Annotated in this window: 22 protein-coding genes; 1 reads left to right on the forward strand and 21 read right to left on the reverse strand. The window is 32.2% G+C overall.

Annotated elements, in window-relative coordinates; translation table 11 throughout:
* Positions 1–26 precede the first annotated feature (26 nt).
* The 17 genes from pseI to ASC44_RS09040 all read right to left on the reverse strand — a co-directional run bounded on the left by pseI (position 27) and on the right by ASC44_RS09040 (position 18,653).
* Positions 27–1,049 (reverse strand): pseudaminic acid synthase, encoded by a 1,023-nt coding sequence (pseI, locus tag ASC44_RS08960; protein ID WP_055447262.1) that lies wholly within the window; start codon positions 1,047–1,049, stop codon positions 27–29.
* Positions 1,042–2,505 carry a UDP-2,4-diacetamido-2,4,6-trideoxy-beta-L-altropyranose hydrolase gene (gene pseG, locus ASC44_RS08965; protein ID WP_055447263.1) on the reverse strand — a complete coding sequence of 488 codons (1,464 nt, stop codon included), beginning with the start codon at positions 2,503–2,505 and terminating at the stop codon, positions 1,042–1,044. Before pseG ends, pseI begins: the two co-directional genes overlap by 8 nt.
* A 2-nt stretch (positions 2,506–2,507) precedes the next feature.
* Complete coding sequence (gene pseF / locus ASC44_RS08970) at positions 2,508–3,194, reverse strand: pseudaminic acid cytidylyltransferase (protein ID WP_055447264.1); 687 nt, start codon at positions 3,192–3,194, stop codon at positions 2,508–2,510.
* Positions 3,187–4,332 (reverse strand): UDP-4-amino-4,6-dideoxy-N-acetyl-beta-L-altrosamine transaminase, encoded by a 1,146-nt coding sequence (pseC, locus tag ASC44_RS08975; RefSeq protein ID WP_055447265.1) that lies wholly within the window; start codon positions 4,330–4,332, stop codon positions 3,187–3,189. The genes pseF and pseC overlap by 8 nt, the downstream gene beginning before the upstream one ends.
* Entirely contained in the window at positions 4,332–5,351 is a 1,020-nt protein-coding gene (gene pseB / locus ASC44_RS08980) for a UDP-N-acetylglucosamine 4,6-dehydratase (inverting) (RefSeq protein WP_055447266.1), read from the reverse strand. Before pseB ends, pseC begins: the two co-directional genes overlap by 1 nt.
* A gap of 6 nt (positions 5,352–5,357) precedes the next feature.
* Positions 5,358–6,560: a UDP-N-acetyl-D-mannosamine dehydrogenase gene (gene wecC, locus ASC44_RS08985; RefSeq protein ID WP_055447267.1), complete on the reverse strand. Its 1,203-nt coding sequence runs from the start codon at positions 6,558–6,560 to the stop codon at positions 5,358–5,360.
* A 2-nt stretch (positions 6,561–6,562) separates the two neighbouring features.
* The gene (wecB, locus tag ASC44_RS08990; RefSeq protein ID WP_055447268.1) at positions 6,563–7,687 is read right to left on the reverse strand and encodes a non-hydrolyzing UDP-N-acetylglucosamine 2-epimerase; all 1,125 of its coding nucleotides are present in this window, start codon (positions 7,685–7,687) and stop codon (positions 6,563–6,565) included.
* Positions 7,688–7,866: 179 nt separating this feature from the next.
* Complete coding sequence (locus tag ASC44_RS08995; protein ID WP_055447269.1) at positions 7,867–9,123, reverse strand: nucleotide sugar dehydrogenase; 1,257 nt, start codon at positions 9,121–9,123, stop codon at positions 7,867–7,869.
* Positions 9,124–9,139: 16 nt separating this feature from the next.
* Positions 9,140–9,988 carry a dTDP-4-dehydrorhamnose reductase gene (rfbD, locus tag ASC44_RS09000; RefSeq protein ID WP_055447270.1) on the reverse strand — a complete coding sequence of 283 codons (849 nt, stop codon included), beginning with the start codon at positions 9,986–9,988 and terminating at the stop codon, positions 9,140–9,142.
* 81 nt (positions 9,989–10,069) lie between these two features.
* Entirely contained in the window at positions 10,070–10,618 is a 549-nt protein-coding gene (rfbC, locus tag ASC44_RS09005) for a dTDP-4-dehydrorhamnose 3,5-epimerase (RefSeq protein WP_055447271.1), read from the reverse strand.
* Between the two features lie 10 nt (positions 10,619–10,628).
* Positions 10,629–11,492: a glucose-1-phosphate thymidylyltransferase RfbA gene (gene rfbA / locus ASC44_RS09010; RefSeq protein ID WP_055447272.1), complete on the reverse strand. Its 864-nt coding sequence runs from the start codon at positions 11,490–11,492 to the stop codon at positions 10,629–10,631.
* Between the two features lie 90 nt (positions 11,493–11,582).
* Entirely contained in the window at positions 11,583–12,599 is a 1,017-nt protein-coding gene (rfbB, locus tag ASC44_RS09015) for a dTDP-glucose 4,6-dehydratase (protein ID WP_055447273.1), read from the reverse strand.
* On the reverse strand, positions 12,589–13,650 hold the full coding sequence (locus ASC44_RS09020; protein ID WP_055447274.1) for a hypothetical protein: 1,062 nt from the start codon (positions 13,648–13,650) through the stop codon (positions 12,589–12,591). Before ASC44_RS09020 ends, rfbB begins: the two co-directional genes overlap by 11 nt.
* 15 nt (positions 13,651–13,665) lie before the next feature.
* Positions 13,666–15,354: a DUF6909 family protein gene (locus ASC44_RS09025; protein WP_055447275.1), complete on the reverse strand. Its 1,689-nt coding sequence runs from the start codon at positions 15,352–15,354 to the stop codon at positions 13,666–13,668.
* Positions 15,355–15,382: 28 nt separating this feature from the next.
* On the reverse strand, positions 15,383–16,885 hold the full coding sequence (locus tag ASC44_RS09030; protein WP_055447276.1) for a GH3 auxin-responsive promoter family protein: 1,503 nt from the start codon (positions 16,883–16,885) through the stop codon (positions 15,383–15,385).
* A complete protein-coding gene (locus tag ASC44_RS09035; protein WP_055447277.1) occupies positions 16,885–17,781 on the reverse strand; it encodes an alpha/beta hydrolase family protein in 897 nt (298 codons plus the stop codon). The genes ASC44_RS09030 and ASC44_RS09035 overlap by 1 nt, the downstream gene beginning before the upstream one ends.
* Positions 17,781–18,653 carry a M23 family metallopeptidase gene (locus ASC44_RS09040; protein ID WP_055447278.1) on the reverse strand — a complete coding sequence of 291 codons (873 nt, stop codon included), beginning with the start codon at positions 18,651–18,653 and terminating at the stop codon, positions 17,781–17,783. The genes ASC44_RS09035 and ASC44_RS09040 overlap by 1 nt, the downstream gene beginning before the upstream one ends.
* A 127-nt stretch (positions 18,654–18,780) precedes the next feature.
* Here ASC44_RS09040 and tatA point away from each other — a divergent pair, with 127 nt between their 5' ends.
* Entirely contained in the window at positions 18,781–18,966 is a 186-nt protein-coding gene (tatA, locus tag ASC44_RS09045; protein ID WP_055436204.1) for a twin-arginine translocase TatA/TatE family subunit, read from the forward strand.
* A 73-nt stretch (positions 18,967–19,039) separates the two neighbouring features.
* Here tatA and ASC44_RS09050 read toward each other — a convergent pair whose 3' ends face one another.
* The 4 genes from ASC44_RS09050 to ASC44_RS09065 all read right to left on the reverse strand — a co-directional run bounded on the left by ASC44_RS09050 (position 19,040) and on the right by ASC44_RS09065 (position 24,458).
* Positions 19,040–20,026 (reverse strand): DUF4837 family protein, encoded by a 987-nt coding sequence (locus ASC44_RS09050; RefSeq protein ID WP_055447279.1) that lies wholly within the window; start codon positions 20,024–20,026, stop codon positions 19,040–19,042.
* 23 nt (positions 20,027–20,049) lie between these two features.
* Entirely contained in the window at positions 20,050–21,633 is a 1,584-nt protein-coding gene (locus ASC44_RS09055) for a LysM peptidoglycan-binding domain-containing protein (RefSeq protein ID WP_055447280.1), read from the reverse strand.
* 63 nt (positions 21,634–21,696) lie between these two features.
* The gene (locus tag ASC44_RS09060) at positions 21,697–22,884 is read right to left on the reverse strand and encodes a phosphoglycerate kinase (protein WP_055447281.1); all 1,188 of its coding nucleotides are present in this window, start codon (positions 22,882–22,884) and stop codon (positions 21,697–21,699) included.
* 17 nt (positions 22,885–22,901) lie between these two features.
* Positions 22,902–24,458 carry a hypothetical protein gene (locus tag ASC44_RS09065; protein WP_152973308.1) on the reverse strand — a complete coding sequence of 519 codons (1,557 nt, stop codon included), beginning with the start codon at positions 24,456–24,458 and terminating at the stop codon, positions 22,902–22,904.
* Between the last annotated feature and the right edge of the window lie 18 nt (positions 24,459–24,476).

The raw sequence follows: 24,476 nt of genomic DNA on the forward strand, positions 1-24,476 counted from the left end.
TTTTAGTATTTTACTTTTTAACAAAGCTATTGATTAATGTGGTCTAAACTAAATGGTGTTCCTTTTTCTAAATTTGCATTTACAGTTTTTCCTAAAATTTCATAATAATATTTTGGATGTAAACCGTAACCTGGTCTTATAGATCTAACGTTTTCTTTGGTAATAATATCGCCTTCTTTTAAGTCATTGGTTACAAATAAAGAGCGAGAAAACTCTCTGCTTTTTTTCTTTTTTTCTGTCATTTCATAATCTACTTTACCAAGTAGGCTTTCGGTTAAACGCACAGCGTCTACCATTTCTTTAAACTCACTTTCATCTAAAGAGAAATGGGCATCTGCTCCACCAATTTTTTTATCTAATATAAAGTGCTTTTCTATTACTTTTGCTCCTAAAGCAACAGCAACCATAGGCGCTTCTATTCCCATTGTATGGTCTGAAAGACCAGATTTAACACCAAATCGTTTTGCTATGTCTGGAATAGTAATAAGGTTTCCATCTTCTGGAGCTGCCGGATATGCAGATGTGCATTTTAATATTGTAATATCGTTATTTCCTTCTTTTTTACAAGTTTCTATTGCTAGTTCAATATCTTCTATTGTAGCAATACCTGTAGAAATTATTATTGGTTTTTGTTTTGATGCAATATATTTAATCAAAGGTATATCTGTAATCTCAAATGAAGCTACTTTGTAAATGGGTGTATTTAATTCTTCTAAAAAATCTACAGCTGTAAAATCAAAAGGAGAAGAAAAACATACTAACCCTTCTTGCTTAGCTAAATCATAAATCGGTTTATGCCATTCCCAAGGTAATGAGGCCTCCTTGTACAAATCATATAGATATTGTCCATCCCAAGCTGTCCCTTGACTTATTTTAAAAGCCTCTGCTTTTACATTTATAGTAATTGTATCTGCAGTGTATGTTTGTAATTTTATGGCATCTGCACCAGCCCTTTTTGCAGCTCTTACTGTCTCCTTAGCTATATCTAGACTTCCTCCGTGATTTGCAGAAAGTTCAGCGATTATAAAGCATTTATCTGTTTTAAGCATCTTTTTTTTCTAATTTATATACAAAGCTAATGTTTCCTTTTATTATTTCTTCCTTTAAAAAAGTATATCCTGCTTTTTCAAAAGATTTTATTGAAGCTATATTTTTCTTTTTTATATATGCATAAATAGGAATGGTATTATTTTTAAAATACTGTTGTGCAGATTTCTTTAATATTACACTTGATAGCTTTTGACCTCTATATTCTTTTGATAATAATATACCAACAACAGAATAGTTTTTTCCAATTTCATAGCGAACAACTCCTCCTGCTTTGTTATTTATTAAGGTAATTAAAAATAGAGTGTCTTTATTATTAATTTTTTCTAAATACCATTTAGTATGGCTTTCTATATCTATTTTGCTTGAATTGTAGGAGTTTTTTCTAACCAAAACATCATTAGACCAGTTATAAACCTGCATTAAATCTTGTTCTGATGCTTTTCTAAACAAAACATTTAACCGGTTTAAAAGTCCTAAAAAACGTGTTTTACTTTGTCCATCGAAAAGTTGATTTTGCTTTTTAATAATACTATTAGTTAATGGGTTTTTTAATATTCCATTTATTTTATCTTCAAAATCAGATACTGTATATTCAGCAAAGTTTCCGCCTTCAAAAATTACTCTTTTTTTAACAAATTCTAGATATATGTTTTTTTGGTTTTCGACAAAAAAGCCACTCAAAATTGGCATTTTAACAGAGCACATTTCATATAATATTGTACTTGAAGGAGCAATTCCTATTTGACATGATTTCATAAGATCACATAAGGTAGTCTCATCAAGGTTTTTGTGAAGAAATATTTTACCTTCTTTATCTTGAAGAGTATAAATCTCTTTATGTTTATATGCTCCGCCTAAAACAATATGTATTTTCTCAAATGTATCAATATTTAAAAGGGCTTTAGACGCTTTTAATGACAAATCATATTGATCTGCTCCTCCAAAACATATAATTGCATCCGTTATAGGACCAATTTCCCGAGTCTCTAATGCTGCCTTATTAAAGGACGGTCGTAACATAGCATAAGGCGTACCTAATGCAAAAGTTGTATACTGTTCTGTGTCAAAATTAGAAGCAAAACAGTGTGGTGAATGATTAACAACTATATCTGCATACATGTGCTCACTTAACAAGTCGTCTATATACATTAAAGGGTATCCAAGTTCCTTAATTTTTTTTTGATATGAACTTATAAATTGATAACCATCTGCTATAATTGTATATTCGGAAGGATTAAAATTTAATTTTATCCAATCAGGTTCATCCTTAATAGAAACACCTTTTGGGATAGTCTGTTTTTTAAATTCGCTTGGAATTACTGACGGCAATGAAGCAGCATGAGTCAAAAATATAATTTCATAATTATCCTTATAAAATTCAGCAATAGCTATCATTCTATACAAATGTCCTAAGCCAATTTCAGAATTCCCATCTGCTCTACAAAGAATTTTCATAATTATACAAACGTCATTTTATATTTTAATTCTGCTAAAGCCCAATCTGTTTCTGTATCTATATCTTGGGCCTCTAATTCTGAAATTATAATAGCTCCAGAATTAGATGTAAATATTTTATTTTCTCTAAAAAAAGATGAAACTTTAATCCAATAAAACTGACCAGAATCATGATATCTAGGTTCTAAATCTTGAGATCTTGTGTTTAAATTTTCTTCCCAAACCATTTCTACTTTGTTACTGTTCATTTTTAATGAACGTTGTATAGGGAATGAATATTCTAGTACAGGAAAGACACTATCAAATTTTTCATTTAACATTTTTAGATGTGCATCTATTATTTTACTTGCGGTAATAAATGGTGCTGTTGGCAATAGGCAACAAACATTATTGAAAGTCTTATTATTCTTAGAATAACTTATTAAAACCTCTTCAACGACATCAGCAATTACTGCAAAGTCATTTGCATTATTTTCGCTTCTTAAAAAAGGAACTTTTGCGCCATATTGTATTGCAATTTCTGCAATTTCTTTATCATCTGTAGAAACCATAACCTCATCGAAAAGGTTACTTTTTAATGCTGCTTCTATAGAATATGCAATAATTGGTTTTCCTAAAAACAGTTTTATGTTTTTTCTATGTATGCGCTTACTTCCGCCTCTTGCTGGTATTATTGCTAGATTAGCCATTGATAAAAGATAAAACTTTTTCTACTACAAAATTTTGCTCATCCACCGTTAAACTAGGATACATAGGAAGGCTTATACATCCAGAATAATAATTTTCTGCATTTGTTAAACTAGCATCACCATAACCTATTTCCTTATAATAAGGTAAGGTGTGTACTGGAATATAATGGATTTGGGCAAAAATATTGAACGTTCTTAAATAATCGTAAAGCCCTTTTCTGTTTTCAACTTCTATAATAAATAAATGGTGAGCATTATAACTGTTATCTGGTAAGCTTTGAAATTTTATTTTATTCTGAAAAGCCTTTTTATAAGATTTAGAAATTTCATTTCTTCTTTTTACACCTGCTTCATTTTTAGCAAGTTGTGTAATACCTAAAGCACACTGAATATCTGTTAGTCTATAATTATAACCGAGTTCTTGCATTTCGTAATACCAACCACCATGATTTTCTTCCATGTTTTCTTTAGTAATACCATGCGTTCTAAGAGAGGATAATTTTTGATATAATTTTTTAGAATTTGTAGTTACCATTCCTCCTTCTCCACAAGCAATATGTTTTACAGGATGAAAAGAAAAGATTCCTATATCTGCGTAATTTCCATTTCCACATTTTTGTAAAGTCCCTTTAGAGTCTGTAAAATGTCCTCCTGGAGCATGACAAGCGTCTTCTACAATCCATAGGTTGTGAGCATTGGCTAGTGCTCTAAATTTCTCTAAATCGATGGGAAGTCCTGCAAAATCCACTGGTATAATACCTTTAAAAAATCCTTTAGGTTTACTTTCTATAAGATTTTTGGTGCTTTCAAAAGATAACAAATAAGTCTCTGGATCTATGTCTGCAAACCATACTTCTGCTCCCGCATATCTAACACAGTTGGCAGAGGCTGCAAAAGTAATTGATGTAGTAATTACTCTATCACCAGGCTTTAAATCTAGTGCTAAAACGGCAATATGTAATCCTGCAGTCGCGTTGTTTACAGCAACAGCATATTTGGAACCAACATACTCTGCAAACTTATCTTCAAACTCTTTAACTTTTGGACCTTGCGTTAAAAAATCTGCGGTTAAGGTCTTGACAACTGCATCAATGTCATCTTGTTCAATATTCTGTCTTCCGTAAGGTATTGCTTTCATTATACTGTAAAATTTGGATCTACATGTTCTTTTACTAAATCTCTTAAACTTTCAATGGTCTCCCATTCTGTATTATTACCAGAATTGTAACTAAATTCTTCATCTACTAATTTTGCATTAAAATGAGCTATAAACTCCTCTAAATTAAAATTTGTTCTCTGAGGAAGAATAGCGTAGTACTTTCCTAAATCGTATGTATTCATTGCATCTGAAACCGTAATCATTTCTTCATGTAACTTCTCTCCTGGGCGAATACCAACCACTTTTTGTTCGCATTCTGGACCAATAGCTGTTGCTACATCAACAATTTTATAAGATGGTATTTTTGGCACAAAAACTTCTCCTCCCCAAGCTTTTTCAATCGCATCGAAAACCATCTGGCATCCATCTTCAAGTGAAATGTTAAAACGTGTCATTTTAGGGTGTGTTATTGGTAATACACCTTCCTCTCTTTTATTTAAAAAAAATGGCATTACAGATCCATTAGATCCCATAACATTACCATATCGCACTACTGAAAACTTAATATTTCTTTTTCCTTTAATATTATTAGCCGCTATAAACAGTTTATCTGATGCTAATTTAGTTGCACCATATAAATTAATAGGTGCTGCTGCTTTGTCTGTTGAAAGTGCTACAACATTTTCTACACCAGATTGTAAAGCTGCTGAAATCACATTTTCGGCACCCAAAATATTTGTTTTAACACATTCCATTGGATTGTATTCTGCCAAATGCACATGTTTCATGGCTGCTGCGTGAATAACAATATCAATACCTTCAAAAGCACTCATTAAGCGTTCTTTATCTCTTACATCTCCTATAAAATAACGCATAGCAGGATATTTATGTTCTGGAAATTCCATTGCCATTTGAAAATGCTTTTGTTCATCTCTAGAGAGTATTACTAAGCGTTTAACATCTGGATTGCGCTCAAGAATTAATTTGGTAAACATTTTACCAAATGATCCTGTTCCTCCTGTTATAAGTATTGATTTTCCGTTTAAGTCTAAATTCATAATGTACTATTTATAAATGCCGCAGAAATCTAAGGCGTTTTGGGTTTTTTCTAATGCTAAAAATTCTTTATGTGCTACCAAGTATGCAATTATATCTGCTTGTTTGATAGCTTCGTCTGTTGTGATTATATTATAATCTTTATGTGTGTTTAAATTAGGCTCGACTGTAATAACATTAAAACCTTCTTGTATTAATGTATTTGCTACTAATACCGCTGGAGACTCTCTTAAATCGTCAATATTTGGTTTAAAAGCTAATCCCATTGCTGCGATTTTTGGTTTTTTACCATTATCCAATTCAAACTGTAATGCTGTACTTTTTATTTTTTCAATAACCCATTCTGTTTTGTAGTTATTAATCTCTCTTGCAGACCGAATAATTTTTGCTTGTTCCGGAAATTCACTAACAATAAACCAAGGATCCACTGCAATACAATGCCCTCCAACACCTGTTCCTGGCTGAAGAATATTCACTCTTGGATGTTTATTTGCTAATTTAATAAGCTCCCAAACATTAATACCTGCTTCGTCACAAATCATTGATAATTCGTTAGCAAAAGCAATTTGCACATCTCTTGAAGAGTTTTCGACTAGCTTGCACATTTCGGCTGTCTTCGAATTTGTTTTATGCAATTCTCCTTTTACAAAGTGTTTATAAAACTCGACAGCTTTATCTGTTGATTCATTATTTATTCCTCCAATAGCTCTATCATTATGTTCTAACTCATAAATAACATTTCCTGGTAAAACACGCTCAGGACAGTATGCCATAAATAGTTTCCCTTTAAGCTCTGGTCTTTCTGAAAAAATAACATTTTCCATCTTTTCTGTAGTACCTACTGGACTAGTAGATTCTATAATTACTAAGACACCTTCTTTAAGAGTTGGTAAAATTGCACGAACCGCAGACTCGACATACGATATATCTGGCTCATGGTCTCCTTTAAATGGAGTAGGAACAGCTATTAAATAAACATCTGCTTCTACTGGTGTTGTACTTGCTGTTAAGTAGTTTTCTTTAACAACATGATGTACCAAACCATCAAGGTCTGGCTCTACAATATGTATTTCTCCTTTATTAATAGTATCTACAACATGTTGATGTATATCTACTCCTGTAACGTTAATACTTTTACTCGCGATTAATGCCGCAGTTGGCAAGCCTATATAGCCTAGCCCAACCATAACAACACTTGGTTTCTTACTCATATTTATAAATTAGAAATAAAGTTTACTATTTTTCTACAAGCTGTTCCATCTCCATAAGGATTATGGAGCTTGCTCATTTTTAAATAGGCCTTTTCATTTTTTAATAAATTATTTGTCTCGTTTACTATTTTATTTTTATCTGTCCCTACTAAGAATACAGTTCCCGCATCTACAGCTTCTGGTCTCTCAGTTGTATCACGCATAACTAAAACAGGCTTCCCTAGACTTGGAGCTTCTTCTTGCACACCTCCACTATCTGTAATAATTAAATATGATTTATTCATTAGCCAAACAAATGCAGGATATGATAACGGGTCTATTAATTTTACATTATCAATATTCGCCAAAAGTTCGTAAACAGGTTTTTGAACATTAGGGTTTAAATGAACTGGATATATAATTTGGACATCGCTATTATTCTCAGCAATTTCTTTTAAAGCACTACAAATGTTAATAAATCCTTGGCCGTGATTTTCACGCCTGTGACCTGTTACCAGTATTAATCGTTTTGAGCCATCTACAATCGTTTTAAGATTGTTTACTTCGCTATCCGAATATTGGTCTGAAGTTACTTTTCCTGAACTAAAGTCTAAAGCATCGATTACTGTATTTCCTGTAACAAGAATATTACTTTCTGAAATGTTCTCGTTTAATAGATTTTGCTTAGATGTTGTTGTTGGAGCAAAGTGATAATCTGAAACACTTCCTGCAATACTTCTATTTACTTCTTCTGGAAATGGAGAACGTTTATTAAATGTTCTTAATCCTGCCTCTACATGACATACTTTTGCGCCAGAATAGAAAGAAGCAATACTTGCAGCCATCGTAGTAGTGGTATCGCCATGTACGTAAACGTAATCAGGCTTAAACTCTTCTAATATAGGTTTTAGGTTTGTTATTATGTCCGCCGTAAGTGAATATAGATTTTGGTTAGGTTTCATTAAGTCTAAATCATAATCTGGAATAATTTCAAAAAACGATAAGACCTGATCTAACATTTCTCTGTGTTGAGCTGTTATACATACTTTTGTTTCAAATTCATTCTTATTCTTAAGAAATTCTTTAACCAAAGGAGCCATTTTAATAGCTTCTGGTCTGGTACCGAAAATAATAAGATTTTTTTTCATTAGATTATTGAGGTAATACGTATTGGTTTAAACGATCCTTTTAGCGACTGCAAAAGTAATATTTTTATGGTGATTTCTAGATTATTATAAAGAATAAACTCTCGTTTTATCGACTAAAAGTGATTTTAGTCGTTGTTTCAAGGGTTTTTAATAGATGTAAAAGATTAAATATTTATTATTTATAGCCTTGCAGTTACTATATTATCTGGTAAAAAACCTTTTAAATCGAAAACGACTGTGTCTTTATTAATAATTTTTTCCCAATTTAAAGCATTAAACTTATTGTGTTTTACAGCAAGTACAATCGCATTATATTTTTCAGTAATTTCTGGAATTAAATCTATATCGTATTCTTTTTTTACCTCTTCTTTATTAGCAAAAGAATCGTAAACATCTACATTTAATCCAAATTCCTTTAATTCATTAATTACATTTATTACTCCTGTGTTTCTTATATCTGGACAGTCTTCTTTAAAGGTTATTCCCATAACAAGCACCTTAGCGCCTTTAATTTCGTTTCCATTTAACGCTAAAAGCTTTATTAATTTATTAGCTACAAACATTCCCATATTAGAGTTTATGCGTCTTCCTGCTAATATTACTTCTGGATGATAACCGACAGATTCGGCTTTATGTGTTAAATAATACGGGTCTACACCAATGCAGTGTCCGCCTACTAGTCCTGGAGTAAAGGGTAAAAAATTCCATTTCGTTTTCGCTGCGGCAAGAACTTGAGTAGTATCAATATCAAGCTTATCGAAAATAATAGCCAACTCATTAATAAAAGCAATATTTAAATCGCGCTGTGTATTCTCAATCACTTTCGCTGCTTCTGCTACTTTTATTGAGCTTGTTTTATGCGTGCCGGCCGTTATTATAGTGTTATATAAATTATCCACAACATTAGCAATTTCGGGCGTACTGCCAGAGGTCACTTTAATTATTTTACTAATAGTATGTTTTTTATCTCCTGGATTAATACGCTCAGGAGAATAACCACAAAAGAAATCCTTGTTAAATACTAGTCCGCTTTTTGTTGCTAAAATTGGTGCGCACACTTCTTCTGTACATCCTGGATACACTGTAGATTCGTAAATTACTATATCTCCCTTTTTTAAAGCTTTGGCAATCGTTTCACTCGCTTTAATTATTGGCGTTAAATCTGGTGACTTATGTTTAGTTATTGGAGTTGGAACGGTTACAATGTAGACGTTGGCAGATTTTAAATCTGCTTCATTGTTAGTAAAAACAAGTGTGTTCACATTTTCTAATGCCTCAGAAGATACTTCTAAGGTATGGTCCCTATTTACTTTAAGTTCGTTTATTCTAGTTTCATTAATATCGAAACCAATAACTGCAAACTCCTTTTTTGCAAACTCAACCGCTAAAGGTAATCCTACATAACCTAATCCAATAATCGCAATTTTCTGTTCCATAATAGTGCTTATTACGCTAAAATAAAGCTTTTAAACATGTCTCTAAACTTTCTTCCCACTCAGGAATTATAACATTGAAGTTTTGTTTTAATTTTGTTTTATTTAAAACACTATAATGTGGTCTATTTGCTGCTGTTGGGTATTGAGAAGTAGGAATTGAATTTAACTCAATAGTAGTTTTCGTTCTTCTAAATATTTCATTTGCAAAATCAAACCAACTAGCGACACCATTATTACTATAGTGGTATGTACCATGGTTTTTATTTTGTTTTATTAACACTATAATGGTCTTAGCCAAATCCATTGCATAAGTTGGTGTGCCCACCTGATCGCTAACAATACTTAGTGTACTCCTTGTTTTTGCCAAATTGAGCATGCTTTTTAAAAAGTTATTCCCAAATTGAGAATACAACCAAGAGGTTCTTATAATAAAGTGTTGTTTTAAAGTATCTTGAATCGCTTTTTCTCCATCTAATTTTGTTTGCCCATAGACAGAAATTGGCTTGGTTTCATCATTTTCATGATAAGGTTCTGTTTTATTTCCATTAAACACAAAATCTGTAGAAATATGTATTAAAGTAATATTGTTTGTTTTACAAGATTCGGCTATATTTCTTACTGCTATATTATTAATTAAATTAGCTTTCTCCTTTTCTTCTTCAGCCTTATCTACTGCTGTGTAAGCTGCACAATTTATACAAAAATCGTAAGTGGAATTAAAAATAGTATTAATATTTTCTTTTGAAGAAATATCTAATGTAGTACTATTAAAAAAAGAAAACTCAAAATCTGTTTGCAATGCTAATGACTGTAAACATTGCCCTAATTGTCCATTCGATCCAGTAACTAAAACTTTGGTTTTCATGTGCTATTTTCTATTCTTTTATGATTTAATGCTGTTAGCTATTAACCATTTCTTAAAGTTTAACTATTTAATGTGCTCGTTTTATGGTAAAACAGCATTTTTAAACGTAGGAAGAATACTATCTTTTTCTGAAACTAGAAATTCCTCTTTGGGTAATTGCCAGTCTATTTTTAAATCGATATCATTAAAAATAACACCTTGTTCAGATGCTTTATTATAATAATTATCACATTTATATGAAAAAATAGCTGTTTCACTTAACACAATAAAACCATGTGCAAAACCTCTAGGAACAAAGAGTTGTTTTTTATTTTCTTCCGAAATCTCTACCGAAACATGTTCTCCAAAAGTTTTAGAGTTTTGTCTTAAATCTACTGCAACATCCAACACCTTTCCTTTAACAACGCGAACGAGCTTTGCTTGAGCGTGAACTCCTGTTTGGTAATGTAGACCTCTTAATACGCCCTTTGTAGAATAAGACTCGTTATCTTGAACAAAAGTAGTATTAGACTTAGTCATTTCTTGAAATTGCTTCGAATTAAAGCTCTCAAAAAAATAACCTCTTTTGTCGTAAAAAATTTTGGGTTCAATAATAAGACAGCCCGTTAGTTTAGTTTCCAAAACTTTCATTTAAATTCTTTTATTTCTCTAAAATACTAAGTAGATGTTTACCATAGCCACTTTTAACTAATGGTTTTACCAGTTCTTGGAGTTGGGATTTGTTAATATAACCCATTCTATAAGCAACCTCTTCAATAGCCCCAATTTTTAAGCCTTGTCTTTCTTCTATTACTTGAACAAACTGAGATGCTTGCATTAAGGAATTAAAAGTACCTGTATCTAACCAAGCTGTACCTTTATCCAAAACACTTACTTTAAGTTTTCCTTGTTTTAAATACTCTTTATTAACGTCTGTTATTTCTAATTCTCCTCTATGACTAGGCTTTATATTTTTAGCGATATTAACAACTTCGTTATCGTAAAAATAAATACCAGGAATAGCGTAATTAGATTTTGGGTTCTCTGGTTTTTCTTCTATCGAAATTACATTTCCGCTATCATCAAACTCGGCTACACCATAACGCTCTGGATCGTGTACATGATAAGCATAAATAACGCCTCCTTCTGGGTCGTTATTCTCTTGTAACAATTTCTCTAAGCCTGTACCATAAAAAATATTATCTCCTAGAATAAGAGCTACTTTATCGTTACCAATAAAATCTGCTCCAATAATAAAAGCTTCGGCTAGTCCATTAGGAGCTTCTTGAATAGCGTATTGAAAATTACACCCAAACTTCTTTCCATCTCCTAATAAGGCTTCAAATAGAGGCAAATCATGCGGTGTAGAAATTATTAAAATATCTTTTATCCCAGACCACATTAGTGTAGATAAAGGATAATAAATCATTGGCTTATCGTAAATAGGCATTAATTGCTTGCTTACCGCCAATGTTAATGGGTGTAAACGTGTACCTGATCCTCCAGCCAATATTATTCCTTTCATGTGTTATATTTATTCTTTTCTAACGGACACATGCTGTTCGCTATTAATATTTTAATTTAGCGATATTACTCTAAGCATGCTCTTTTCATTCTATGAATTATATTTATTTAGATACCAGTCTATTGTTTTTCGAATTCCAGACTCAAAATTTTCATCTGCTTTCCAGCTTAATTCACTTTCTATTTTATCAGCATCAATAGCATATCTAAAGTCGTGTCCTGGTCTGTCTTTAACAAAAGTAATTTGCTTTTTATATGAATTTTTAGATGGTTGTACTTCGTCTAAAATATTACAAATTGTATTTACAATAGATAAATTATCTCTTTCATTTCTTCCTCCAATATTGTAAGTTTCTCCAGATTTCCCACTTTTATAAGCTAATTCTATTCCTTTACAATGATCTAAAACATATAGCCAATCGCGAATATTCTTACCATCACCATAAATTGGGATATCCTCTCCTGAAATTGCCTTTCTTATTATGGTAGGAATCAACTTTTCATTATGTTGTTTTGGGCCATAATTGTTAGAACAATTGGTAGTTACAACATTCATTCCGTAGGTATGAAAATAGCTACGCACAATAAAATCGGACGCTGCTTTAGATGCACTATAAGGGCTATTAGGTGCGTAAGGTGTATTCTCTGTAAACAAACCTATTTCTCCTAAAGTACCATAAACCTCATCTGTTGAAATATGATGAAATCTAGCGTTTTCGAAACCCTTTTTTATTTGGTTTGGTCCAGACATCCAGAAGTGTTTTGCTACGTCTAATAAATTAAAAGTTCCTGTAATATTTGTATCTACAAAAGCACCTGGATTTTTTATAGAATTATCTACATGCGATTCTGCTGCAAAATGTATAACACCTTGAAATTTGTATTTATTAAATAACTCTTCGATTAATAATCTATCACAAATATCTCCCTCCACAAAGGTGTAATTTGTATTAGCTTCAATCTCTTTTAGGTTTGTAACATCACCAGCATAAGTAAGCTTATCTAGGTTTACAACATGAGTATCTTTATTGTTCTCTAAAAAATAAGGTATGAAGTTAGAGCCAATAAAACCTGCTCCGCCAGTAATTAATATATTTTTATTCTTCATAGTTATTTACAAAGCTTACTGTTTTCCTGATTATGTAAAAGAAAGTCAGTAATAATAACGCTAAAACAGGTACAATAGTAGTGTAGCTCTTATACCAAACTGTAACTTTATTACCAACTTGTTGGAAGCTTGAAATAACATCTGCTAAAACATCTTGTGTGATCCTCTTTTCTTCTAAGCCTCTAAGATTATTTCGTAACTCAAGTTCTTTTGTTAGTAGCTCATATTCTTTTGTGTCTGGCTTCTCTTGCGTTAACGGTAATTCACCTACTCTAAAACTTGATGTAAGGTTTTCAGCATCTTTCTGTAAGACGTCTATATATATTGTCTGTAACTCATTAACCCTCTTTAAAGCAGACTTTATATTATCTTTTTCAAGTTCATAGTAAACAGAATCTCTTCTACGTTTAGTTCTTGAATACTCTGTATTAAAAGCAACATTAATACCATCTTCTAGCTCTTTAAAAACATCCTTCTTCGTTGATTTTGCTGTTATTAAAAAAACATCTCCCGTAAAGATACTTCTGTTTTCAATAAATTTTTCATAAGAGGTCTTGTTAAGTGCAAAAGAATCCAGTTGTCTTGCAAAATTTTGATATTGTAGAACTCTATCATTTTCTGTCTCGGGTCCTGGCTCAATCTTGAAACTTAATAGAGACTTAACATCTACATTGTTGCCTTCTGCATTAAATATTTTACTTAAAGCATCGTAATCTCCACTAGCAATTAGCGCATTATAATAACCAATATTAGTAACCAATTGAAATTTAGACCCTGAGTAAGGTGTTACCAACATATCTGAAGTGTAAACATCAACCTTGGACTTGTCTAGAAAATAACCAGCTACATAAGCAAGTAATAAAACACCTAAAATTACTTTCCAGCCGTTAACAACAACTTTAAGAGCGCTAATTATAAAAGAAAAAACAGCTTTAACAACTGAGGATATAAAAATATATACTTTATTTAAAAGGTTTCCAATAAGATTAAAAAACACAATTAAATCAACTTCTTCATTGTTGTTTTTATTCGATGGTAATTCTTGACTCATAATTTATAATAATGGTTAATTGAAAATTTGTTGCAATATTTTTCGTGTAATTAAATATGTTGGCTTAACTCCCGATGTACCTAAACCTCCTGAAGCTAAAGTACCTCCTGTTTCTAAAGGATTATCACTAGCATAATAAGCATATCTTACCTTTACGTCTGGATTAATACTTCCTCTTACTTTAGACGCTGCTTGAATTGCCTTTTGGTAATGTGCGCCTTCCATTTCTAGACCGATAACATTCCATGTTGAGTTATAAAAGAACTTTAAAATATCTTTATTTTGAAGAGATGTACCTAAAACGGTAATCATGCTTCCTTCAAAAACTTCAACACCTTGTCCTTCTAGATCTTCTTTACCTAATTCATTTTTAAAAGGATAATTATCAGCTGTTCCTTCAAAAATATGTGCAGAAGGAATCATTATATCTCCTTTACCACCTTCAAGAATTCCAGCTTTTCCCATAATTGAGATAGACTCGATATTTAAATGTGTTTTATCTTTTCCAGTTCCGTAAGGTTTTAAAAACTCATCAATTGTCTCGTAAGCTTGTTCTCCAAAAGCATAGTCCATAACAAAAAGTACAGGTTTCTCGCTGTCCTTTTCGGCCTTACTAAGTCCCAAATCTGTATGACTTAAGTCTAATTTTGCTGTATCAAAAATCTGAACATTAATATTAGTTCCAGAAGTGTCTTTGATATATATCATGCCTTGCTGTAACGCTTTTTGCGTTACCTTATTGCGTAAGCTTTCATTTTCAGAACTACTTAACGCTTCATAAACTTCAAAAATATCTTTTTTAGAAGTTAATGTTTTTAATGCTTGTGGTGCATACAAGGTGTTCATTACACTATGTAAGTTGGCACTAATAATATGTATTGGTCTAGATAATAAATCGTTTTTCTTAAGTGTTTCTTTAATAGTATCTGCCCAACGCTCTCCATGGATGTGGTGACCTAAGCGTTCTCGTAATACAGGACTAAAAGTAACTGTGCGCTTGTTATTATTTATAACCTCATCTATTGCCAGTTTCCCTAACCAGTAAACAATTTCTAATAAGCGTTCTGGATGCTTAGTTGTAGCAAATACACCATAAACATCTGTTATCTCTTTAAAAGTACGTCCTAGAATATTTGCTGCATGTGTTATGGCTATCTCACGCTCCTGATTAGTTAGTTTCTTGCTGCTTAAAACAGCTGTTTCTAATTTAATCCAATCTCTAGTTGTAGAGCCGTTATCATCTATAACTACTCGCTTAAAGATTTTATGTGATTCTACAAAAAGAAACGTTAAGTGCGTTAAAATATCGTAGATTTCACTGCGTCCACGCGTGATCTCAATATTCATTTGCTCCTCGTCTATACGGTAGCAATTACGTCTTCTTTTTGGTGGAATAATAGCTTCAAAATGAGAATCGGCATAACCTTCATCGCTTGTAAGGTTAATAAAACGACATTCTTCTATACCAATTGGAAGTCTATCTATAACATATAAAAGCCCTTCTAACTCGGCCTTTTCATCTGCAATCGATCCATAAATTTCTGGTCTTAAAACCAAAAGCGCTTCTCTTAAGGTTTCCCCAGAAATTCCCATAGGCTTATAAAAGCCACGGTTGAATAAATGTCTCATTGTAATGTACATTCTTTCAATGGCATTCGAGCTTTCTTGCGCTCTTGTTCTTTCGTGTTTTTTTATCTTACTCATGTAATTTCCTTAGCTAGCAAAGATAGTATTATTTAATTATTATTTCGGCATTTAACGCATCTGCTATAATACGGTCGTTTGCAAGACGTGGAATTTTATTTTGTCCGCCTAATTTTCCAATAGATTTCATGTAGTTTTGAAACCCGTTTTTTCTTATTACAGATATTTTTAATGGCTGTAAAACCTTACCAACAATCAAGTCTAGATAATAACTATTTTGTTGTTGTAAAGCTGCGTCTATTTTTTGCGCTAAAGCGGAAAGACTTTCTGGTTCGTTCTCAAACTCGATAAACCATTCATGATATGGTAAACCAGAATCTGGATTAATTTGCGGAGCAACCGTAAACTCGTTAATTCTAACCGAAGTGCCTTCCGTAGCTATGCGCAAGGCATGTTCCACTTCTTTACCAATAACGTGCTCTCCAAAGGCGGAGATAAAGTGTTTTATACGCCCAGAAACGATAACACGAAATGGTTTTGTGCTTGTAAATATTACAGTATCTCCCACATTATAAGCCCATAATCCCGCATTTGTCGAGATTATTAAAACATAATTTTTTCCAACCTCAACATCTTTTATGGTGATTCGCTTTGGATTGTCTTCAAAAAAATCCTCAGCTAATACAAACTCATAAAACATTCCAGAATCAAGCTGAAGCAACATCCCTTTTTCATCTTGTTTATCTTGAAAAGCAAAAAAGCCTTCACTTGCTGGATATAATTCTATACTATCTACTTTTCGTCCTATTAAATTTTCGAACTTAGCTCTGTAAGGCTCATAATTAACGCCTCCAAAAATGAAAAGGTTGAAATTCTTAAAAATATCTCCAACTTTTTTTCCTGTTTTCTTTTCTAGTTTTTCAAAATACATTTGTACCCAAGACGGTATTCCCGAAATAATAGTCATGTCTTCTGGCAATGTTTCTTCTACCACAGCATCTACTTTAGTCTCCCAATCTTCAATGCAATTAGTTTCCCAAGATGGTAACCTGTTTTTTTGAAGGTATTTTGGTACATAGTGCGCAACAATACCCGATAATCTCCCTAATTGTACGCCATTTTGCTCTGTTAGAATTGGACTACCTTGTAAAAAAATCATTTTACCATCTACAAACTTAGCGTTACCAGTTTCATGGATGTAAAGCAAGATGGCATTTCGAGCCGCATTTACGTGGTTAGGCATACTATCGGCTGTAATAGGAATATATTTTGCACCAGATGTTGTACCAGATGTTTTTGCAAAATATAATGGTTTTCCTTTCCAAAGGATGTCTTTTTCTCCTGCAACCACTCTTTCAACATACGGTTTAAGCGCTTCGTAATCGCGAATAGGAACATGCTTTATAAAATCGTCATGATTTTTTATAGTATTAAAACTATGATCTTTTCCAAAGGTTGTTTCAGATGCTCCTTTAATTAAATCTCGAAAGACCTTTTCTTGGGTTTCAATAGGATTATTAGCCCATTTTTGAACTTTTTTATAAACTCTTTTTGCAAATGGTTTTGCCAACGCTGCTTTTAGTGATAGCATTATTTGTTATGTGTTTTAAACCAGTTAATAATTAAACTATCTCTTTGTTGTTTGAAATTTGACAAGCCGTGATTTCCACCTTCAAATATTTTATAATTAAAATCTTCTTTGTTTGATGCTGTTAAAGAATCTATTAATTTTTGCGGCTCTTCTACCGCTACTGCAACATCATCTGTACCATGAAGTATTAATAAAGGCTCGTTTATTTTATTAAACCAATATAGAGATGATCGTTTTTTATACTCATCTTTAAATCTAATAGAATCACCAACTAACGGTTCAAAAACCTTTCTATATAATCTTGGTCTAAATTTAGCAACTTCAAAAAGATTTGTTGGCGCTCCAACAACAGCGATACTATTTATATCATCTGTCAACTTAGATAACTGATACGTATTCATTCCTCCTCTAGAATATCCTAAAATATGAATGTTTTTAGCGTCTACAAAATCTAATTCTTTTGCTATATCAATCAACTTTAAAATATCGTTTACATCTTTTCCTCCAAATTCATCAATGCCTTCACTGACTAAATTACCTCTTAATTGTGAAGCTAAAACAACATAACCTTTTGAAGCAAGTTGATTAATCAATTTAAGCTGAAAGTCTCCAATCATACCAAAACTTTGGTTTCCGCCTCTACAATAAATTATTACAGGCAACTTAGTACTAGATTTGTACTGCATTGGTCTGGCTATAAAGCCTTCAATATTTAAACCCTCAGATTTATACTTAATTTTGTAAGTATCTACACCTTCAAGATTAAACATTTCTGTTTTATTTAAAAGCTGTTGAGAGGTAATTTGATTATGAAAAGTATTTACCTCTTCATTTTTACAAGAAAAAAGTATGATGATAATTACAAGATTTACTACTAGTACCGGAATTCTTCTCACTATTTCTTAAAATCTATAAAATTAGTTGGGTTTACAGAATAACCATCACTCCATAATTCGAAATGTAAATGTGGACCTGTTGAAAAATCTCCTGTATTTCCTGAGGTTGCTATTACTTCTCCTGCTTTTACTAAATCTCCTTGCTCTTTAGTAAGCGTAGCATTGTGCTTGTAAACAGAAAGTAACCCGTAACTATGCTCTATTAAAATTACAAAACCTGTTTCTGCTGTCCACTCCGCAAAAATCACTGTACCATCTGCTGTCGCTTTAACTGGTGTGTTTTTAGCGACGACTATATCCACCGCGTAATGTTTCTTTTTAGCATTGTAATGCTCACTAATTTCACCATTTACTGGTGGAAATAATACAAAATTAGTTTTAGATTTTGCTGTTTCAAATAGATTGTACTTGTCTTCTTTGTCTACTTTTTCTCTTAAAATAGAATCTGCTTCGCTTGCCGATAAATCGATCTCGCTTGTATCTATTTTTGCTGCTTCGATTATAGAATCTCTATTAAACTTCATCGCACTCACTTCTCCTTTTAAAACTTTTTTTATTGACGCGTAATATTGATCGTTGTAAGTAATAATTTGTTGTAATGAGTCTGTTTTATAATTAAGCTCTACTGCTTGCTTTTTTAATGCCGTAGAGGAATAACCTGGAATATATTCTTTTAAAGGTGTAAAAGCGATTAGCAAAATGGTAAAAGAAACTAATGCGATTGATGAGATACCAAGAAGTACAAAAACATTTAAACGCGTGAGTTTAAAAGCTAATCTTTCTTCAAAAGTCTCCTCGTTTAATATGACTAAACGGTACTTATGAAGTAGTTTTTTCGATATTTTTTTAGTTTTTTTAATCTTCTTAGCCATGCTTGTTTATCTTAAAACAAAAGTAAATAAAAATATAACTTTACCTATTTAACAATATGCTAAAGTTAGCTTTAAAACGCTATAATTAAACTTTAATTACTAACTTTGTCTTTTAAATACATATATTATGATATCATTAAGCATATTTTTAGGAGCGATTGGCCCTTGGCAAATTGGTTTAGTAGTCGTTTTAATCTTGTTGTTATTTGGAGGTAAAAAAATACCTGAAATGATGAGAGGTCTTGGAAGCGGTATTAAAGAGTTTAAAGACGCAAGTAAAGAAGAAGAGGGAAAAGCTGAAGAAAAAAAGTAAATTCACAAATTAAACTATATTAAAAAACCATCGCATTGCGATGGTTTTTTTTGTGTTTTACATTCCTTTACGACTAATCTATTCTAATAGATTTTATAATAGATTCTAACTCAAAAACGTAATTACGTTTAGATACTGATGGCGCAAAAACAAAACCTTCGGCAACTAAATATCTATTATTAACCTTATCTTCAATTAGGTACATAATAAAAGGTCCTGACATAAACTGATTTTTGACGTCCCAAAGTCCTTTAACCTCTATTGTTGGCTTATTATCAACTATAGTTTCGTAAACATGTGGAGCATAAGCCATTTCTGTTGCCATATAACTTCCGTCTACTGGTCCTGGAATATATTTTTCACCAATGGAATCTCTAGTTTTAATTATTTGACTAACCAAGCTATCATCCTTCTCTATAGCATTTAAGGGTATCTCATAAAATAAAACATTCGTATAACCTGTTGGTATATCTCGTTTTATCCAAAAAAACTTATCTTCAGGATTAGCTGTAGTATTTGTTACTCTATAATAAGAAGGGAACTTTACCTTTATACCTAAAGATTCTTGAACATCTGTAGTTCTAGATAAAGACTTGCTCATTTGCTTTTGCTTGTATCTTATTTCTTCCGTTTTTAAAGCATCAACAATATTGTCCGCATTTTTTGCTATTTCTGCTTTAATTTCTTCAATATCCTTCCCTGAAACGGTCACAATTTTTTGAGGTCTAGCATGCACATCTCTCTCAATTCTAAAACCTGCTTCTCCTTGTTCTACTTTTAAAATACTTCTACTCTGCTTAGCGAAACCAGTAAAAACTTGAGTTGGTATTTGAGATAGAGAAAACATTGGCTCTACCTGATTTAAACCATCTATTGGCTGAGTCATAACAGCTCTAATAGTCTCTCCAACACTATTTTTCCATAACTCGTTATCGACTACAATAGCAATTTTATTAACTGGTCCGGCAGAATCTGGAAGAATTTTCACTCCCTCTTTACTGGTATTATTACAAGACAATGTCGTGGCTACAATAGCTACCAATAGAATAAGTTTACGCATAATTTGTTTTTTTTGATGAATTACTAACTTTTAGACACCCTTAAAGTCATGCCTAGTTTTAAGTTAGTACCACTAATATCGTTCCAATCTTTAATATCTTGAACAGAAACACCAGAAAACTTTTGCGAAATACTCCATAACGAGTCTCCTTCCTTAACTTTATAAGTCTTTCCGGTGAAGTTTGCCGTGTTTTTAGGTTTCCTGGCTGTCTTTGTTACGGAAGAAGGATTTCGAGGATATACAGTTAGTCTCTGCCCTATTTTTAGGTTATTACTTCGTAAACCGTTCCATTGTTTTAACTGACTAACTCGAACACCAAATTTTCTTGCAATTTTACCTAAATAATCACCTTGTCTTACAGAATAACGTGTTTTAGTATCTGAATTTTGAAGCTGCGGCAAAGGTTTTTCGCGTTTATCGAATTCCTCTTTAGCGAAAGCATACATATCTTTCTCATTATTTACAAAAACACCAACTACATTTCTAGGTAGTCTTAAAGTATAATTCTTTCCTTCTATGTATGGAATAACATCTAATTTATAAGACGGGTTTAAGAATTGCAGTGTCTCCATTTTTACGCCTGTAAACTCCGAAACTTGATCCAAAGTAATCATTTGTTTTACATGAATCGTATCGGTTTCTACATAATTAAACTGAGGTTTATGTTGCACAAAACCATGCTCGTCTGCATATTCGAAAATATACATTGTTGCTAAAAAAGCAGGAACATAACCTGCTGTTTCACGTGGAAGATTTGGTCTTATATTCCAATAATTTTTATATCCACCAGAGCGTCTTATGGCTTTACTTACATTTCCTGGTCCAGAATTATATGCTGCTAATGCTAAATCCCAATCGCCAAAAATTTGATATAATTTTGCTAAATATGTTGCTGCAGATTTTGTAGATTTTATAGGGTCGCTACGTTCATCGACATAACTACTAACATCAAGACCATACTGTTTTCCTGTAGCAAACATAAATTGCCATAAACCTGTTGCTCCTACGCGTGATTTTGCTCTTGGTTTTAATGCAGATTCTATTATCGAGAGATACTTCATCTCTAAAGGAATATTGTAGTTATCCATCTCACGCTCGAACATTGGAAAATAATACTTACTCAATCCCATTAAACGCTCCATAGAATGGTGTCTTGTCTTTAACCAACGCTTAATTAAATTCTCTAATTGCGGATTGTATTCTACATTAAAAGGTGTTCTAGCATTTAAGCGCTCTAACCTTGCTTTTAAAGTATCGGTAGATAGTTCTGGGTAGTAAACAGCTTCATATTTTAAATCTGTTACATCACGATAAATAGTATCGAAAAGAGACGTGCTATACAGCTCTTCCATCCACTTTTTATCTATTTCTGAAGCAAATTCATGGTCTACTAACTCCTTGGTTAAATCTATTTTCTTTATCGGTTCGATAGATTGTTTATACAAGGCCTTACCATCCATTATAGTGTCTATTACATAACTCTCGCCTGCAATTAATTCAGACTCGGAGAGTCGTGTCGTTTTTACGGTTAAAGAATCTTGCGCATTCAACTGAAATCCGAAGACAACAAAAAACAATACACCTATATATTTTGAAACTAATGTCATTTAAAAAAAATTGTATTTAAATTGCTATAACGCAATAATATCAGGAATGGTATAAACGCTATTTTACTCTAAAATAGCTGCGATTCCTGGTAATGTTTTACCTTCTAAACTTTCTAACATTGCTCCTCCTCCAGTACTTACATAACTTACTTTTTTCTCAAAACCAAATTGTTTTACTGCAGCTACAGAATCTCCTCCTCCAACTAAAGAAAAGGCTCCTTTTTTAGTAGCCTCGGCAATTGAGTTTCCTAACGCTATAGTTCCATTAGCAAAATTTTCCATTTCAAAAACTCCTAAAGGTCCGTTCCATAAAATGGTTTTACTTTTCATTACAACTTCGTGAAATTGCTTTCTAGATTCTGGTCCAGCATCTAATCCCATCCAGTTTTCTGGTATTACTTTAATATCGCAAACTTTAATATTTGCATCGTTACTAAAAGCATCGGCAATTATAGAGTCTACAGGAAGGTGAATATTAACATTTTTAGCTTTTGCTTGCTTTAATATATCTAAAGCCATTTCTAACTTATCGTCTTCTACTAAGGAATCTCCAATACTTCCGCCTTGTGCTTTCACAAATGTAAATGCCATTCCTCCTCCAATAATTACATCATCTACTTTATCTAAAATATTTTCTATCACTGTTATTTTAGAGGATACTTTTGCACCACCTAATATTGCTAAAACAGGTCTATCGTCTGACTTTAAAACCTTATCAATACTATTTATTTCTTGCTCTAGTAATAGACCAAAACATTTGTTTTCAGGAAAAAACTGAGCAATAACAGTTGTAGAAGCGTGTGCTCTATGTGCTGTACCAAACGCATCGTTTACATAGATGTCTCCAAGCTTAGATAATTTCTCTGCAAAGTCACGATCTCCTTTTGTTTCTTCTTCATGAAAACGTAAATTTTCTAGAATTAATATTTCTCCAGGTTTTAGGTTTGCAGCAGCTTCTTCAGCTTCTGTACCAACACAGTTAGAAACAAACTTAGTTTCTACACCAATTATATCTTCAACTTTACTTACAATATGCTTTAAAGAAAATTCGTCTTGAGCTCCTTTTGGTCGTCCTAAATGTGACATTAAAATACAGCTTCCGCCATCTTCTAAAATTTTAATTATAGTAGGTTTAGCAGAAGAAATTCGCGTAGCATCAGTTACTTTAAAGTTAGCATCTAATGGCACATTAAAATCTACTCTAATTAATGCTTTTTTATTATTAAAATTGAAATCGTTTAAAGTCTTCATATCGTGTTTTTAATATTTTAGTCTAAGTTTACTTTTAAGATCCAAGTATCTCTAAAACGATAGTCTTGAATTAATTCTTGTTGTTTTGTAAATGCTTCTTTAGCACTTTCTGTTTGCATTATAGCTACGTATTGCCAGCCATTTCTGGGATTTGTAATAGTAATTGGTGTGTAGCCTTTTTTAATAAGATACCCTTCCCATTTTCTAGCACGCGACCGCTCTGAAAACACATTGGTAACTACATAATATCCATTACTAACATCACTAAATAGTACTGAACGCTTTGCCACCAATATCTTAAAAGCTTTAGAATTAAAACCTTTCCTTCCTGGTGGTTTCCAAACATATTTCCTTTTATTAACTTCGGCTTGAGTTGTTCTAATAACTTCTGGTTCAATTATAGATACTTTACTAACTGGTTCTTTTTCTTCAACTACATCCTCAAAAAAGTCTTGACTAATTTCTGTTTGAAATGCAGCAAAATACATGTAAAAACGATCTGAGCGTGTTTTTAATCTCAAAGTCGTAGAACTCATGTTGTTGTCAATAATCGAGTTATTGTAGTTAGGTATCTCTAATTCTGCAATATCAAAACCCAAGGTGTTTCTACTACTTGGTATACGGTCGGTATTTAGTAGACTATTATTTGTAATACTACTATTAAAAAAGTTTTGCTGATTTCTAACACCATTACTAAGTGATTGGTACGAGCCATCTTTTTTAATAATAGCACATTCATCCTGCAATAAAGTAATATCTCCTTCTAATGCAGAAACCACTAAAGATGTTTTTACATCGCCTTGATCTACAGACTTAAAGTTTTTAAATGTAATATCTACAGGTAGATTATTTACTAAAGCAAAACCATTGTAAGACGCTATATATTTAGGGTTATCTGTAGGCGATTGATACACAATATAAAGCATCCATCCTGCGGCACTACCACCAGAAATATAACCTTGAGAAGCTTTTACATTAGCGACAGTATAATCTCCATTTTGCTCTTCGGCATCTCTAAGTATTTTTGTAACATCTGCAAAACAAACATATGGTGAGTTTATGGCGTGCGTTGGATTTTTTGCTCCGTCGTATAAAATTTTTCCACCAATGGTTTGGTACTCACCATTTGGTGTCTTAAACTTAACTGTGTCTATTGCACTACTTTGTCTAAAATCTCCTCTATACTCGTAGCTATCTTTAGATTTTCTTCTTTTCCCTTGTTCAAGACTATAAGTAGCTGTCCAATAAAGCGCAGCATAAGTAATCTTCTTTAAATTATCTGGAAGTTTTAATTTGGCAGCACTGGAGCTAAAGGTCGATTTATCGTTGTCAATATCAATGTATTTCATTTTTACATCGTCATTAATAACATTCATATCATTAAAATCGTCCGTTTTATGTTCCCCTAAAATACTGTTTCCAATAGTTTTAGAATCGCCATAAATATAAAATTCATTTACAGATTTAAAATCTACACCATCATAATCTAAATCTTCTTTAACTGCCTCTTTTTCTTGCGAATAGCAGTTAATAAATCCCAAAAAGGATAAACAAATTAGTAATAATAACTTCATTAAATATTGATTTCATGT

It is taken from the genome of Lacinutrix mariniflava (genome assembly GCF_001418015.1).
Taxonomy (GTDB): Bacteria; Bacteroidota; Bacteroidia; order Flavobacteriales; family Flavobacteriaceae; genus Lacinutrix; species Lacinutrix mariniflava.